Raw genomic sequence first — 15,718 nt, forward strand, 5'->3', positions numbered from 1 at the left:
TGGATCAAGATCAAGATCATCTGGATCATCATTTCCTACAATTAAATATGGATCGACTCCCCAATGGTGCTGTCTCATCATCATCAAGCCTCGTTCATTCGTTGCCAGAATGATCAGAACGAAGCAGCTAACCGTTGCGCGGAAGTCATGATCGCCGTGCGAATGATAAGTTCAAAATTAATGAAGCATATCGTCCGTCGTCGGATGATGTGCTTTTTTTGGTTTTTAGGATGATATGATGCCGGAACGACCTACGAAAGGAAGGGATAATGTGTTTGCCGTACTTAAAAATTTAGGCTGGTTTTTCAAGCAAGAGAAAAAGCGTTACTTGATCGGCCTTGCGCTTCTCATCTTTTGCGGACTGGTTGAGCTGCTGCCGCCGCTTCTGCTCGGAAACGCCATTGACGATATCGTCAGCAGTTCCATAACGTGGGCGTCTCTCGTCCAATATCTGCTCATGATTCTCGGCATCGTTGCTGTCGTTTATTGTGCCACTTACATATGGATGCACCGTTTGTTCGGAGGGGCGAACCTCGTGGAACGTTTGCTCCGTACCCGGTACATGAACCATTTGCTGCGGATGCTTCCGCCGTTTTTCGAGCGTAACCGCACAGGAGATCTCATGGCAAAAGCTACGAATGACCTTCGCTCCGTGGCAGCAACTGCTGGCTTCGGGATGCTCGTCATGACCGACTCCACCATATACTTGATTGTCGTTCTGTTCGCCATGGGCTTCATTGTCAGCTGGAAGCTTACATTGGCAGCCATTCTGCCCATGCCGATCATAGCCATTGGTATGGTCATCTACGGAAGAGCCATCCATAAACGCTACACGCTGGCGCAGGATGCCTTCGGTGACATGAACGACCAGGTTCTGGAGTCCGTAGCTGGTGTGCGTGTCGTCCGCGCTTATGTACAGGAACGCGCCGATCAGCAGCGCTTCCAGGACATTACGGATGATGTATATCGTAAAAACCTGGCGGTAGCCAAAGTGGACGCCTTATTCGAACCAACCATCAATTTCTCCATCGGTCTCAGTTACGTCATCGGTTTAGCCTACGGTGTGTACCTGGTGTTCCAGAATCAAATCACGCTCGGAGATCTCGTATCGTTCAACATGTACCTCGGGATGATGATTTGGCCGATGTTTGCCATCGGGGAATTGATCAACATTATGCAGCGCGGAAACGCTTCCCTGGATCGGGTCAACGAAACCTTAAAGACCCCGCCAGATGTTACCGACGCCGCGAACCCTGCAGATGTGGAGGTTCCGGATACGATTCAATTTAAAGATGTCACGTTCCGTTACCCAACCTCTACAATTGATAATTTGAAACATATTAATTTTACGCTGCAAAAAGGCCAGACGCTCGGCGTCGTAGGACGCACGGGCAGCGGCAAATCGACGCTGCTGAAGCAGCTTCTCCATGAGTACCCTACCGGAACCGGCGAAATCCTCATTTCCGATATACCAATGGAGATGCTGGCGACTGACCGGCTCCATGGCTGGATCGGGTATGTGCCGCAGGAGCAGATTTTGTTCTCCAAGACGGTGCGTCAGAACATCCAATTCGGCAAAAAGGATGCCAGCGACGAATTGATCATGGAGGCAATTACGACCGCTGCGTTTGACCGCGATCTGGTCACCCTGTCCGATGGGCTTGATACCCTTGTAGGCGAAAAAGGCGTGGCGTTGTCCGGTGGGCAAAAACAAAGGGTCTCACTGGCCCGAGCTTTTATCGGCGACCCTGAAATCTTAATATTGGACGACTCCTTGTCCGCTGTAGACGCCCGGACGGAAGCCAGAATCATCGATAATATCCGGAGCAAACGCGCCGGCAAGACGACCCTGATCTCCACGCATCGACTCTCAGCCGTTCAGCATGCCGATGTCATCGTGGTGCTGGAGGACGGTCGAATCACGGAGCAAGGAACCCATGATGAACTGCTGGAGCTCGGTGGCTGGTACCGTGAGCAATTCGAACGCCAGCAGGTAGAAAACAATCTGACCTCGGAGGAGGTGTCTTAATTGACTCCAACCGATACGACCATATCGAATGAATCCGGCATTGCCAAACGACTGTTCCGTTATGCCTTAACAGCCAAGGGCACCTTCATCGCCGCCTTGATTCTGCTGGCCATCGGCGTTGCCGCAGAGCTTGCAGGTCCCTTCATCGCAAAAACGATGATTGACGAGCATATCCTGGGCATCGAACGGCCTTATTATGAGACGACGCAGGCTCAAGATGCCGCATCCTATAACGGGACTTATTTTAAACGCGAGGATCGCTTTCTTGAAGGCGAGACGCGAGGACAGGAAGTACGTCTCGTTCAGGCTGGCCGCAGCTTTTACTTCATTAACGAGCCGGTAGCCCGAACCGAAGGAAACCGCTCCTTTCAGGACGGTGTTATGACAATTTCCTACGCCTCGAAGGAGATGCAGTATCCGGCTGTTAAATTGACCAAGGAACAGCTGTTTGAATTTTATAAACCCGAACTTCCCAACATATATAAGCTGGTCGGCCTGTTCCTGATCTGCCTGTTGATCTCCATGATTACGGTATTCGGCAGAACCTACTGGCTCCAATCGGCAGCTAATCGGGTCATTCAGAAGCTGCGCACCGATGTGTACGCCCACATTCAGCGGCTGCCCGTCAACTTCTTTGATGATTTACCGGCGGGCAAAGTCGTTTCCCGGGTAACCAATGATACCGAAGCGGTAAAGGACCTGTTCGTTGCGGTATTATCCAACTTCAGCTCCGGCGCTGTGTATATTACGGGTGTCTACGTCGCTTTGTTCCTTCTGGATGTACGACTGGGCTTGATCAGTTTGTTTGTTATTCCGATGTTGATTGTATGGACCATTTTGTACCGTAAATTTGCAACCAAATACAATACCGTCATCCGCTCCCGTCTGAGCGAGATCAATGCCATCATTAATGAATCCATTCAAGGTATGGCCATCATTCGTGTATTCCGCCGCCAAAAAGCGACCCAGGACGAGTTCGAGGCGCTGAATGCGGACTATATGGCTCATCAGAACAAAATGCTCAATCTGAACTCCTTCACCACGCACAATCTGGTGAATGTTCTGCGTAACGTTTCCTTTGTAGTCGTACTCTGGTATTTCGGTTCTGCTTCATTAAATGGTGCCGGCATCGTCTCGATCGGCGTCCTCTACGCCTTCGTTGATCTGCTTGGCCGCATGTTCCAGCCGATAACGGGCATGGTTAACCAGCTGGCAGCGCTCGATACCTCCATCGTCTCCGCCAAACGGGTGTTTGAGCTGATGGATGAAACAGGCGAGAAAGTAACGGATGGCAGCATGCCGCGGTATTTAGGAAATGTAGAATTTCAGAACGTGTCGTTTGCGTACAAGAAGGACTATGTCCTTAAGAACATTTCTTTTGAAGCGAAGCAAGGCCAAACCGTGGCGCTTGTAGGTCATACCGGCTCCGGCAAAAGCTCCATCATCAATCTGCTGTTCCGCTTCTATGACCCGCAGAAAGGCACGATTACCATTGATGGCCAGCCCGTTACCGATATTCCAAAGCAATGGCTCCGCAAGCATATGGGGATTGTACTGCAAGACCCGTACCTGTTCACAGGCACCATTGCTTCGAATGTCAGCCTGGGTGATCCGAGCATTACACGGGAACAAGTGGAGCAGGCTCTGCGCGACGTAGGGGCTGATCGGCTGCTCGCTCATCTTCCGCAAGGCTTCGATGAGCCAGTACTGGAGAAAGGCAGCACGCTCTCCGCCGGACAACGACAGTTAATCTCTTTTGCCCGGGCTCTTGCGTTCAATCCGGCCATACTGATTCTCGATGAAGCCACCGCTAACATTGATACGGAGACTGAAGCCTTAATCCAGGAAGCCCTGGAGGTACTGAAGCGAGGGCGCACGACCTTTATCATCGCCCACCGCTTATCCACGATCCGCAGCGCCGATCAGATTCTGGTCCTTCACCGCGGCGAAATTGTGGAACAGGGTTCCCATGACGAGCTGATGGCCCTGGGCGGAAGATACTTTAAAATGTATCAACTCCAGCAAGGCAGCACGGCTCCGATTGCAGAGAGTAAGGAGACGGTACTTGCCTCCAACAGTAAAATGGCAGGTGGTCATGTATAAACCAAGTTAGAAGTGTTTTTTCTTGCGAAATCAGGAAGACCCAGGCTTCGAAGTTTATACCTACAGATATCAATAAAAGAAGGCTGTCCCCTGTCGAATGTTACATTCGCTTGGGAACAGCCTTCTTTATTGCATTGTATGCTGGCGGTACATTACAAGAATTACTTTGCCGGATGATCAAGAGTAGCTTCTGCTTTGACCGTGATTTTGGTGTACTTGGAAGGCACGAGCACGTCATCTGAAGATTTGGAGATGACTTGCGGGTACATTTTGTCCGGATCGGGTTGAAGAACTTTGTAGTAGATCACGGCTTCGGTATCGCTAACATAGTCGACCGACGTAATTTTAATGCCATACCCCGGATTCGGTAGGTCTTCCTTGGTTACCGTGACTTTATTCTGCGCATCATCCACCTTAACGACGCTTGTACTTACATCCGGTTCAGATTGTCCCGGTTTCTCGGGTATCATGTTCTTCTGATGCTCCTCAATAAATTGAATGGAATTGTACGCAAGCTCTGCCGCTTCAATACGGGTTAAACTCTTGGCGGGATGGAACTTGGCGTTGGCGTCGAGCTCAGCGATCTTGGTTAACAGCAGGAACTGCACCGCTCCCCGGCTCTCCTCTTTCATCAAATCCTCGTCGGCCACATGCAGATACATCATGACCACGGGATAATTCCCGGTCTTCTGAATCGCTTCCGAGAGCAATGTCGCGAAACCTTCTCGGGTTATCGGTTCATTCCATTTCATGTCTGCGGATACGGACAATCCGTTCTGAGCCGCTATATTCACAGCATCCGCGAACCAGGCATCCTTCGGCACACTGTCAAACGAACGGCCCGTATAGTTCGGTTGTACCTTCAGGTCGGCGACATTCACAATCATCTGCACCGCTTGGGCGGTCGTTATTGTTTTGGCCGGAGCGAATTTATCGGCACTAATCCCTTGGATAATTCCTTTCGCTTGCAGCTCCTTCACCATTTGTAGTGGCTGCTCCTCTTGAATATCGTTGAAAGCAGAGGCGGCGCCGGCACCGAGCAATGACGAAGTGACAAGCATTGCAGTTAACAATTTCGTAGTTTTTTTCATAATTACACCTCCTAATCTATCTGACGCAGAGGTGCTGGAATATGTTTCATCTCAGCCCTAATTTCTTTTATAGAGGTTGTTCAAAAAGTCCGCTTTTGATCACGAAGCGAATCAGGAAGCAGCTCGGCATCGAATCTTGAATTCAGCCGGGCCTTCCGGTGCTCACGTACCCAAAACGTACGCTCCGCTCCTGACGTCCCTAGCTTCATCCAACCTTCTCGGTGCTGAAAATCGACCTTTTTGAACACGCACTTACACGCTTTTTTCGCTGTCCAGGCCAAGCTTCACATACATTTCGCGAGAATAGCCCTGCAGCTTTTGCTCTAACGCTTGAGCCTGGTCCTTAAATGCGGTCAGCTCCCGAATCATTCGGGAACGGCCAGCCGGACTAAACGTCTCATGAATCCGTTCTTTGAAATAATCATGAACGATGTAGTTACGCTGCTTCCAGACTTCTTTTAATTGAAGTGTTTCTTCTTCGGAGAATGGAAAGTAATGCTGGATCTCGTGTACCAGTTGGCCTAGAGAGCTGCTTAATTTCCGATGATATAGTTGGGTGAAATCTTCTTCTGAAGGCACATTCCCTTGGGAAAGCTTGATCAGCATCAACAGATTCGCGAGCTGCTGCTCAAGCGCCTGTGAATAATACACCGCTAATCCGAAATAGGCAAACAGCTCTTTGGAGTGGTCACTATCCATCAGTCGAGATTGTTTCATGGTATCCTCCTCTAGTATTGGCTGTCTTTACCGTTTCTATTTGTGTATATCCCTATGGTAAAGGAAGATTCCTCCTACTTCAACCTACTTTTCGGATTATGGTTGCCGCATCCTTACGACAGGCCGTCCATAGATAAACCGCCAGTAAAATAAAGCTGTATATGAACGTGTACGCAATCGTCATGAATAACACGAACTGGGAACGCTCGTCAGCATGAATGAACATGTCAATCATAACAGAGACAGGTGGCAGAACATAAGGAATCAATCTCAAATCAACAAGATCATCCTGAACGATAGATTGCCCGGCTAAGGAAATAACGATAACGATTAACAGCCATCCTGCCGCTCTTCCCTGATTCTCCATAAAGCCAAACTGAAAAAATACGGACAGAGAAATCCCAAGCAAGGACAATGCCACATGTCCCAGATAACCCAATGCAAACTGGGATAATGTAATCGGCTTATCAAACATTCCAAATACGATTGGATAAAGGACGGCAAATAAACTGAACAGGATAGATAGAAGCGTTACGGTTATATATTGGGCGGCATAATATCGTATGGCCTTCCCGCTGTGAACGATCAGGAGCATCGTTTGACGCCCTTGATCATGATTGAGAAAGTTCAAACCTAGCCAAGCTGAGCCAACAAACAGAAATGCAGCCGTTACGGCATAACTGTCCATGATCGGATTGGGCCGGTAGGAGTATATAAACACCACCGATATCAACATGAAGGCAATCGGAGCGAAATATCGATAGGATCTCGTGTAACTAACAAGCATGTAACGAATCAATGACCCCATTATGCTCCCTCCCCTTCATTTGATTGACCAGAGGTTGGGTACACTTGCTTTGCCATCTCTCCGCTCCAGGGTTCCAGCCGTATCAGCGAACCACCTGACTGTAAAATATCCAGCAGCATATTATCCGCGACTTGCCGCGACACGACCATCGATGCAGGGTTACCTCTCGAAATCCAATAGTGAAACCCTGGACGGCGTTCCAGTTCCAGCATTTTGTCCTGAGAAACACGCGTGAATTCCAGCTTCATCCGTCCCATCTCCGAACCGGCTTCCAGCGTTCCGTCCCGTTCGATCCGCCCCTGGCGGAGCTGCGTTACCCGGTCGGCCAGCGAAGCAATAAGCAGCGGCTCGTGAACGGACATCACAATGGCTGTCCCTTGTCTTTTGATTTCACTTAGAATGCCAATCATCTCCATTTGAGAAGCCTCGTCCAGTCCTGACAGAGGCTCATCCAGAACCAATAGATCGGGCTGACGAAGCAGGGCCTGCATGATGTTGACTTTTTGCAGCATCCCCTTGGAGCATAGGGTCATCTTCATGTCCTGCAGCTGAAACACATTCAGCATCGCACCAATTCGGTTCTCGGCTTCTTGCTTGTTCATACCCTGAATGGCGGCCATATGGCGCAAGTATTCAGAAGGACGAAATCGAAGCGCAGGGAATCGCTCCGGAACATATCCGACGCGAAGGGAGGTTTCATACTCGACCCGGGACCCTCCCGATGGATTAGCAAGTCCGGCTATTACATGTAGTAGGGTGCTCTTTCCAGCGCCGTTGCTTCCTGTAATAGCAACACACTCGGCTCGGGAAATGCACCAGGTAATGTTATGTAAGATTGCAAATTTACCGAAACGCTTGTGTACTCCGTTCAATTCCAGCAGCTCTTGCAAACATTTCAACTCCTGTTCACTTAATCTGGTGTTGTATGTATTGTAGAGCTATTTTACCTGAAAGCACAACACTTCAAGCTCTGTGAACAAAGGTACCGTTATCTCACATGACATGAAAATCCAGCGATTATTCCGGCCACGAGGCCATTATCAAAAAGCATCGTTAGGTCCCGGGCAGGAAGATAAAATAAGCAAAGGCGGCCTAATGGCCGCCTTGTTAATCATTCTTTCTTAACGTTTACCTTGGTCATAACCCTTTTCTGATTAACCCAATCCATTTACGCTGTCATCATCGCGCCCGTTGACCTGCCACTTCAAACGATTCAATCTCTCCTGATCCGGCGCCTGCGTTTAGCGCAGCGCCTATGGCCTCTTCGGCATGACCTTTGGCTCACATGAGTCACATTGCTTTAACCGCTAATTATTTTGCTTATTCTCCAGATCTTCGATATTCTTATCGCCTTCATTCTTGTAATCGTCATAAACCTGGTTTCCATTTTTAGTGACTTCGTCATATAAACGTCTCCCTGTATCACGAGCATAATTCCATGCGAAATTCTTACGATTAGTAACCTGCATCCAGATCTCACCGTGAGGGATATCATTTCCGTATTTAGTTTCTAGAACCCGAAGGGCTGCTAGCAGATTATCATATTCTTTGTTCGCTAGAATTTGCATATCCATTTCTGTAGTATTGATAGCTCCCTGCTTCCGTATGACTTGTGTATTTGCCTCTCCTTCTCCTTTTATTTGCCACGTCTTCCACTCGCCGAGTAATTTGATATACGCTTTATTGAGATAATTTTTTAGTGATTCGTCATTATTTACAGAAGTGAACTCTCCACCTCCAGATGAAGCAACTTGTCGAAGCAATTTCTGTCCTTCGTTATCCACATCAAAGCCAATAATATTTACAACGGTCTTCACTTTGGATTGGTTGAGTTCTTTGGCAATCTGTACTGGATTACCTCCACATGTTTCAATTCCATCACTAACCACATATACGACCGAATCGGTTGTCTCGGGATTAATATCTTGTTTTACAGATTCCAGAGCATTTGCAATGGGTGTCCATCCAGCTGGTTTTACGCCTTGTAGTGCCGTTTTCATTTGATTTGCCTGGTCACCTTGGCCATGAAATATTTCTTCTGTACTGTTACATGATACTTGTTTATCTTTCTGACTTCCTGTTCCTTTATGTCCATATACCCGCAAAGATACTTCTGCATTTTCAGGTAATTTATCTGCGAAGATCTGTATAGCTTCTTTGGCAGAGTCCATTTTTGATTTGCCATTGATCTGCGCTTTCATGCTGCCACTGGCATCAAGTAGGATCGAAATGTGTAATTTCCTACTTGCGGGTAATGTGATGTTTCCATTAGGTCGGTCAATATCCACTTTAACTTCTGTGTCATATTCTTTGAAAGTGGTTATATAAGAGCGATAATCTTCAGCCAATAGAAGGAGAAGTTCTTCAGTATATTGATCAGCAGTCAAGTCATTCGGTAATTGATCCACAGCTTCCTTAACTTTCTGTACATCATAATTGGAACCGGCAAAACGTCCTGGTGGTTTCATTAATGTTTCTTCATCGGTCAAGGAAGTCTGAGGTTCACTTTGATTAGAGTCCGGTGGACTCTGAATTTCTGAGCTGGGTTCATTTTGATCTGAACCTGATGGGGTCTGAATGTTTGAAGGGTTCTTTTCTGGTTCAATACTTTGCGTAGAATCCGATGAGTCAGGAATTTTTAAAGCATTCTTATCTGTTTCATTACTGCAACCTGCAAGGAATAAGATTAACATCATAATAATGAAGATAGATCTTCGAAACATCAACTCACCTCTAATTAATAATCTTCTGATACATGAACAAATACCGCTTACGGTCAGCGGACATGATGAACGTCTCCCCTTTAAGCTCGTGCAGCTGTATTTAAGGGAAATTTGGAACCTGCCCTCTCGTATTCGGACTTCCCTCCTTAATCTAAGTGTTGTTATAAGGACCCGGATCTCCTGTGTCTTTCCAAAATCATACACTACAATCAAGTAATTAACACCTAATAATGGTTAATCAAATAAATATTAGACTTTCTTCCCATAACCATGGGACCATGAAGAGACCCACCAGCACATACCGTGATCCTTCGTAAATAAATGCCGGATAGCCCGGTACAGTCCGCAATGCCTAGACTTGGGTAAGGATGAATATACTTCGGCAGCAAAATTAGATTAAAAAAGCAAAAACAGCCCGTTTATCGTTGGATAAACGGGCTGTTTTTGCTCCCCTGCTAAACTCACGGATTTGCCTTGCCAAAATCAATACTTGAGCATAGCCAAGAACATTCAGGAATTTATTAAACCTTATTTAATATTAATGAAGGTGAAGAAGTCCTTTTCCCTCTAATCGCTCATTTCATTCAGATATTTTTCAAACACAATCGTACCTGCACCAATGATGCCCGCATGTTCTCCAAGCTCTGAGGGCTGCAGCACCATCTGATTATGGAAGCTGGACGAGCTTCTGTTAAAGGATGTTTCATTAACATGATTGTAGAAATCCGGGTAACGATTAGCCAGTACTCCGCCAAGGATGATGGTTTCCGGTGTAAGCAGATTTATCATATTGGCCAGGGATATACCGACATAACATGCCGATTCATGCAGGATATTGGCAGCTAGTGGATCTCCAGCCAGCCCGGCATGGATTACATCGACTACATCCAGATTCTGATTCTCACCATTTAGATAAGAACAAAGAGAACTTTCAGTCCCACGTCCTATCTCCTCACACACTCTACGGACGATGGCAATCCCCGACGCCATTGCTTCAAGGCAGCCGTCATTACCGCAAGTGCAGCGCGGACCGTTGATATCTATCGTACAATGCCCAATCTCACCAGCTCCAAAGGGGAAACCCTGATATATTTTCTGGTTGATGATCAGGCCGCTCCCAATCCCGATATCCGCATCCACGTACACTAGATTGTTGAAATGGCGACCGTTTCCATACCATAGCTCACCGAGTGCCATTACGTTAGCGTCCTTCTCTACATGGGTTGGGAGCTCCGTATTCTCCTCGATTAGTTCCTTTAAACGTACTTGATGCAGACCGGGTAAGTTGGGCGGAGACAGAATTTTACCTTGAAACGGATCAAGCGGTCCGGGAGCCCCTACGCCGATGCCGATAATTTCGGACTCCAAGCCTGACTTGTCCAGTACAGCTTGTATCGTGGATATAATAATATTCACTACACTGCCGCGATTGGCGCTATCTTCAAAGGAGCAATGTTTCGTGAACAACATGTCTCCCTGCAAATTAATGACCGCTGCCCGCACGGAGGCTGCGCTAATATGGACGCCGACCGAATACTTATCGGCGGGATTCAACGAGATGAGCTTGGGCTTCCTGCCACGGCTGGAGTCATCATATAACCCGGCTTCAATGATCAATCGCTCCTTCATCAGCTCTTCCACCAGATTGTTAACCGCCGTAAACGTCAAGTCCATCTTGGCTGCGATTTCCGCTTTCGTTAAACTGCCATAATCGCGAAGCAGCCCGATAATGCCGATACGATTCATATTTCGGACATACCGATTGTTTTTTCCAACTGAATTATTCATGTTACAACCTCATTCTTTACCATTCATTGTACTTACCTTCCTCGCACATCTATCATAGGGGAAAATACGAAGTTAGTAAAATTCCTCCAGTTGATCTCGTGGAGAAAAGTCAGTTCACCGAACCTGAAGATACCCAACTTACAACTAAAAAGCCTAATTTCCCGCTTCGGAAATCAGGCTTTGTTATATCGTACTACGATAGTTAACTTACATGTGCTTTAGCATTTCGCGGCATGCGTCGGCACATTTCCGGCACGCGTCGGCACATTGTTTGCAGTGCTCGTGATCATGCTTCCCGCATTCTTCCGCACAAGCCAGGCATGCCTTGATACATAGTTCGCAAATTTCCTTAACGTAAGGACTTTTCCGTGACATGGCTTGAGCCGCAAACGCGCATATATCGGCACACTCTCTGTCGAGCGTTATACAATCGCGAAGCATGGCCAGTTCGTATTCTTTCAGACAGGATACATAGCATACATTGCAAGCGTTCATACATTGGAGACATGCTTCAATACATTCTTTATATTTGAGTTCATTTAACATTGGGTAGATCCTCCTTGTAGTTATTACGCTATGCCTTTGTATTAAACTTTGAACTGCCCTCTGAATCAAACATGGGCCATAAAGACCCCAGTACAATTGCCCAAAAATGATCAGGCAAGTCTGTGACTTATGCCCGACTTATCTTCCCTTCCAGCATTTCAAGCTGCTCTCGCAGCAGCGACTTCTGGAAATGCTCCCCGATAAATACCACCACATCCGGTACTTGACCCTGGGGCGTAATTTTCATAAAATCGGATTCCCGGAAGGCGTACTGAAATAGAAACCGGCTGTTGGTATCATTGAAGGTGAGGATGCCTTTAGCCCGGTACACATCCCTTGGCAGCCCAGCTATGAATCGCTCGAATTCCACACTGTTTACCGCATGGCTGAAATAGTAGGTGTAGGACATCACATGATCATGAGAATCGTGAGCATGACCATGGTCGTGGTTGTCGGCATGGTCACGATTGTGCGCATGTTCATGGCTGTTAGCGTGCTCTTGCTTGTATGTATGTTCATGGACATCCCTGTCCTCTCGACCATGTACATGCGAATGCTCATTCTGTCCATGTGAACCGCTCTGCAGCAGATCTTCAAGATTCAAGTCGCAGCGTACCGCAGGGATAATCGGAGCATACGGGTTCCAACGTTCAACCAGCTGCTCAATCGTCTCTTTGTCCTGATCGTTCACCAGGTCCATCTTATTGAGGACGAGCGCCGAGGCGGCGCGAATCTGCTCCTGCATCAAACGATAGGTCTTCCCCTTCTGCTCTATATTCAAATGCAGCAGATGCGCGGCATCCACGACAGTGATCAGCTTTTTCACATCGATTCTCATGTATAAAGAAGCTTCTGCCGCTGCGTCCAGGATTTCCATCGGATTGGCGATCCCCGTCGCTTCAATGACGATGACATCCGGCTGTTCCCGCTGGATCAGCATCGCAATTTCAGATGATAAATCGGATCGAATGGTACAACAAATACAGCCACTTAGCATCTCTGCCGTTGGTACCTCTTCACCGGCGACAAGCCCTTCAATGTTGACCTCGCCGATTTCGTTCATGACAATGGCCGGCCGCAAGCCCTGCTGCTTGAAGCAGGTAATGAGACGGCTAAGCAATGTCGTTTTTCCACTGCCAAGAAAACCTGATAAAATATAAATGGGTGTTACATGCTCCACGTTCCATACTCCTTTGCGTGCATCATGATTATGCTAGCGAGTGTACTACATTTCATCCGACTACTGCAAGTTCACCACCATTAACTACTACAGGAGATGTCATTTCTATGAATTCAACGCAAGAGCATAAACAGCAATCCCCCGCTTCCGTGAACTGTAAGGTGATTACGGTCTCGGACACGCGGACCAAGGACACGGACAAGAGCGGTAAACTGATGATCGGCTTGCTTGAAGAAGCCGGGCATGCCGTTGTATCTTACAGCATTGTCCAAGACGACTATGAAATAATCCGTGAAACGATCTATTCCGCGGTCAGCGATTCGGAGATTGATGTCGTCCTATTAACCGGCGGTACAGGCATATCGAGCCGGGATACCACCTATGAAGCCGTATCTTCACTGCTTGATAAGGAACTCCCCGGATTCGGCGAGATCTTCCGCTTCCTAAGCTTTACCGAGGATATTGGGTCTGCGGCCATTTTGAGCCGTGCGATCGGCGGCACGTTAAGCCACACGGCCGTCTTCTCGATGCCAGGTTCGACAGGAGCCGTCAAGCTTGCGATGAACCGGATTCTATTGCCTGAGCTGCGGCACATCAAATATGAGCTGGATAAACACAAATCATAATAACAGCGAATTTAACATGCTAAAGAGGGTGTCCCAAAAGTTCTTAGATCTGGCGGGATGCCCCCTTTTTCTGTTAGGAGACGCTCCGTGTACGAATCGTTCCTCCCATCGCTGTTGCCCCCAAATTTCTTGGAACGACTTCCGTACCATCAATCGTTTTCGTTCCTACGTCAAACTGGAACACTATTATTTGTATTTCTGCTTCGAGGACTGACGAAAGTGAGCCTATGTCGGATGGCTTTCGCTTGCCCATAATCTACTCAAGCAAGCGACAAAGACCGAAAAGCAAGAAATGGCGGTGCAAGGATAACATCCTGAGCACTGCCATTTCTTCATTTGACACATTTTTTATCTAACGAACCGCCCGTCAAGTGAGCAAACCTACTTATGGACAGCTACTTCTCTCCACTCTAACTGCTGGCGCGTCGTTGATGTTTGGCAAGCAGGGAGGGCGCTATTTTTTTGACCTGGTCATAATAGTTATCCGTTTTGTCGCCCGTCGACGTATATACGATGGACGTTTCCTTGTCGCTCATGATCAGGTTATGCCCGCCGGCCGCATTGGCATCCCCTTCTGTAACGCCGTATATCTCCTTGATCCCTTTTTCCCTGGCCGCTTGATCCTGATAGACATACACGGTAATAAACTGGCTTGCATCATAATTGATCCGGTATTGATACGTGATGTTGCCTACGTTGTCCTCCGCATAGGTTTCATTGGTCAGCGGCATGCCCACCTGATTGAATGAGGCCTGGAGATCCTCAAGGAATTTTCCATTCATGCCCCGCCCCGATATTCGGGCCTCCCTGGAACCTTCCTCGTAAGCCCTCATGTTATATAAGCGCGCCTCGTCCCTGGCCACCTGCCTGGAACAACCGACCGATATGGCAAGAATGGAACAAAGCAATAAAGCGGTAACGATTCTTCGGTAATTCATGTTCACTCACCCTTCCTTAGGTGTCAGAGGTTGCCTTCCCTTAGCATGCCTGAGGATGAGGAACATTATGCGTATGAGAAATCGAGGTAATATTATAGAGCGATGACGCTTCTTCCAACCGCCCTGCCCTGCAGAATGGTGTTCAGCACTTCAGGCAGATCGTGTAGACCGTATTCTGTAATTCCTTCTTGAAGAACAGATGCCGGTTTCCATTCATCGGCCAGCTTCGACCATACCGATCGGCGGAAGGCCATAGGACAATACACCGAATCGATTCCGAGAAGATTGATCCCCCTAAGGATAAACGGAAACACCGTCGAATCAAAAGCACCACCGCCCGTCATGCCGGAAACGGCGACGCTCCCGCCGTATTTCACGCCTTTCAGCAGTGAACCCAATTGGTTTCCACCGACCGGATCTACCACCGCTGCCCATTGCTCGGCAGAGATGGCCCCCTTGGAGGATGCCGCAGCCTCTTCCCTGGATATCACTTCATGGGCTCCCAGCTTTAAGAGCCAGTCCCTCTGACTTGATTTGCCTGTGGATGCCGTTACGCTATAGCCTAATTGACTGAGGATGGAGACCGCGAAGCTGCCCACGCCCCCTGTTGCCCCCGTAACTAGAACGGCCCCCTGTTCCTGTCGCAGTCCATTCCGTATCAAGGCCTCTATCGATAATGCAGCCGTAAAACCTGCGGTTCCGATAGCCATCGCATCACGCGGGGACAAACCCTGCGGCAACGGGACGAGCCATTCTCCCTTAACCCGTGCGTACTGGCTGAACCCACCTTCATGAGATACCCCTAATTCATAACCGGTACAGAGAACGCCATCGCCTTCCTTGTAATCAGCATGAGCGGAATGCACAACCGTCCCTGCCAGATCAATACCCGGAATGAACGGGTACCGGCGGACAATTTTCCCCTCCGGTATGCTGGCTAGACCGTCTTTATAGTTGACCCCGCTGTATAATACCCGCACAATAACGTCACCTTCGGGCAGCTGCTTCAAACTCATGTTCTCCACACTGCCGCGAACCCCTTGCTCATCTTGACGCAGCACGTAGGCCTGAAATTCGGTTTCGTTGTCCACACATATCACTCCTTGGGTTAGTTTAGGTGCTGTAAAGCAATTTGGATCTGCACTATGAATATGTCGAAGCTTTATACA

Annotated in this window: 13 protein-coding genes; 3 read left to right on the forward strand and 10 right to left on the reverse strand. The window is 48.1% G+C overall.

What is annotated here, in order from left to right; translation table 11 throughout:
• Positions 1-271: 271 nt before the first annotated feature.
• Positions 272-2,029 carry an ABC transporter transmembrane domain-containing protein gene (locus MHH48_RS22635; RefSeq protein WP_076322208.1) on the forward strand — a complete coding sequence of 586 codons (1,758 nt, stop codon included), beginning with the start codon at positions 272-274 and terminating at the stop codon, positions 2,027-2,029.
• Positions 2,030-4,132: an ABC transporter ATP-binding protein gene (locus tag MHH48_RS22640; protein WP_076322130.1), complete on the forward strand. Its 2,103-nt coding sequence runs from the start codon at positions 2,030-2,032 to the stop codon at positions 4,130-4,132. It abuts the gene before it with no gap.
• A gap of 161 nt (positions 4,133-4,293) precedes the next feature.
• Here the strand turns inward: MHH48_RS22640 and MHH48_RS22645 are convergent, their stop codons facing one another.
• From MHH48_RS22645 to MHH48_RS22680, 8 genes are all read right to left on the reverse strand, one after another.
• Positions 4,294-5,223: an S-layer homology domain-containing protein gene (locus MHH48_RS22645; RefSeq protein WP_076322131.1), complete on the reverse strand. Its 930-nt coding sequence runs from the start codon at positions 5,221-5,223 to the stop codon at positions 4,294-4,296.
• A 252-nt stretch (positions 5,224-5,475) separates the two neighbouring features.
• Complete coding sequence (locus tag MHH48_RS22650) at positions 5,476-5,940, reverse strand: hypothetical protein (protein ID WP_076324908.1); 465 nt, start codon at positions 5,938-5,940, stop codon at positions 5,476-5,478.
• Positions 5,941-6,019: 79 nt separating this feature from the next.
• Complete coding sequence (locus MHH48_RS22655; RefSeq protein WP_256720739.1) at positions 6,020-6,748, reverse strand: hypothetical protein; 729 nt, start codon at positions 6,746-6,748, stop codon at positions 6,020-6,022.
• Positions 6,748-7,638, reverse strand: coding sequence for an ABC transporter ATP-binding protein (locus MHH48_RS22660; RefSeq protein WP_076324910.1), 891 nt, complete (start codon positions 7,636-7,638; stop codon positions 6,748-6,750). The genes MHH48_RS22655 and MHH48_RS22660 overlap by 1 nt, the downstream gene beginning before the upstream one ends.
• Positions 7,639-8,055: 417 nt before the next feature.
• Entirely contained in the window at positions 8,056-9,471 is a 1,416-nt protein-coding gene (locus MHH48_RS22665; protein WP_076324911.1) for a VWA domain-containing protein, read from the reverse strand.
• A 567-nt stretch (positions 9,472-10,038) separates the two neighbouring features.
• Positions 10,039-11,259, reverse strand: a complete 1,221-nt coding sequence (locus MHH48_RS22670; RefSeq protein WP_076324912.1) for an ROK family protein — start codon at positions 11,257-11,259, stop codon at positions 10,039-10,041.
• A gap of 207 nt (positions 11,260-11,466) precedes the next feature.
• The gene (locus MHH48_RS22675) at positions 11,467-11,805 is read right to left on the reverse strand and encodes a four-helix bundle copper-binding protein (RefSeq protein ID WP_076324913.1); all 339 of its coding nucleotides are present in this window, start codon (positions 11,803-11,805) and stop codon (positions 11,467-11,469) included.
• 127 nt (positions 11,806-11,932) lie between these two features.
• A complete protein-coding gene (locus MHH48_RS22680) occupies positions 11,933-12,985 on the reverse strand; it encodes a GTP-binding protein (RefSeq protein WP_076324914.1) in 1,053 nt (350 codons plus the stop codon).
• A gap of 107 nt (positions 12,986-13,092) precedes the next feature.
• On the opposite strand from MHH48_RS22680, the gene MHH48_RS22685 reads away from it, so the two are divergent.
• Positions 13,093-13,611 carry a molybdenum cofactor biosynthesis protein B gene (locus MHH48_RS22685; RefSeq protein WP_076324915.1) on the forward strand — a complete coding sequence of 173 codons (519 nt, stop codon included), beginning with the start codon at positions 13,093-13,095 and terminating at the stop codon, positions 13,609-13,611.
• Between the two features lie 410 nt (positions 13,612-14,021).
• Here MHH48_RS22685 and MHH48_RS22690 read toward each other — a convergent pair whose 3' ends face one another.
• Together MHH48_RS22690 and MHH48_RS22695 are read right to left on the reverse strand one after the other, a co-directional pair.
• Positions 14,022-14,549, reverse strand: a complete 528-nt coding sequence (locus tag MHH48_RS22690) for a hypothetical protein (RefSeq protein ID WP_076324916.1) — start codon at positions 14,547-14,549, stop codon at positions 14,022-14,024.
• 92 nt (positions 14,550-14,641) lie between these two features.
• Positions 14,642-15,640 carry an acryloyl-CoA reductase gene (locus MHH48_RS22695; RefSeq protein ID WP_076324917.1) on the reverse strand — a complete coding sequence of 333 codons (999 nt, stop codon included), beginning with the start codon at positions 15,638-15,640 and terminating at the stop codon, positions 14,642-14,644.
• Between the last annotated feature and the right edge of the window lie 78 nt (positions 15,641-15,718).

The organism is Paenibacillus sp. FSL F4-0100, from assembly GCF_037993005.1.
GTDB lineage: Bacteria > Bacillota > Bacilli > Paenibacillales > Paenibacillaceae > Paenibacillus_AQ.

Coding starts and splice junctions, on each gene's coding strand:
- MHH48_RS22655 (WP_256720739.1), bottom strand. CDS start 6,748: ATGGGGTCATTGATTCGTTACATGCTTGTTAGTTACACGAGATCCTAT.
- MHH48_RS22685 (WP_076324915.1), top strand. CDS start 13,093: ATGAATTCAACGCAAGAGCATAAACAGCAATCCCCCGCTTCCGTGAAC.
- MHH48_RS22675 (WP_076324913.1), bottom strand. CDS start 11,805: ATGTTAAATGAACTCAAATATAAAGAATGTATTGAAGCATGTCTCCAA.
- MHH48_RS22645 (WP_076322131.1), bottom strand. CDS start 5,223: ATGAAAAAAACTACGAAATTGTTAACTGCAATGCTTGTCACTTCGTCA.
- MHH48_RS22665 (WP_076324911.1), bottom strand. CDS start 9,471: ATGTTTCGAAGATCTATCTTCATTATTATGATGTTAATCTTATTCCTT.
- MHH48_RS22690 (WP_076324916.1), bottom strand. CDS start 14,549: ATGAATTACCGAAGAATCGTTACCGCTTTATTGCTTTGTTCCATTCTT.
- MHH48_RS22650 (WP_076324908.1), bottom strand. CDS start 5,940: ATGAAACAATCTCGACTGATGGATAGTGACCACTCCAAAGAGCTGTTT.
- MHH48_RS22670 (WP_076324912.1), bottom strand. CDS start 11,259: ATGAATAATTCAGTTGGAAAAAACAATCGGTATGTCCGAAATATGAAT.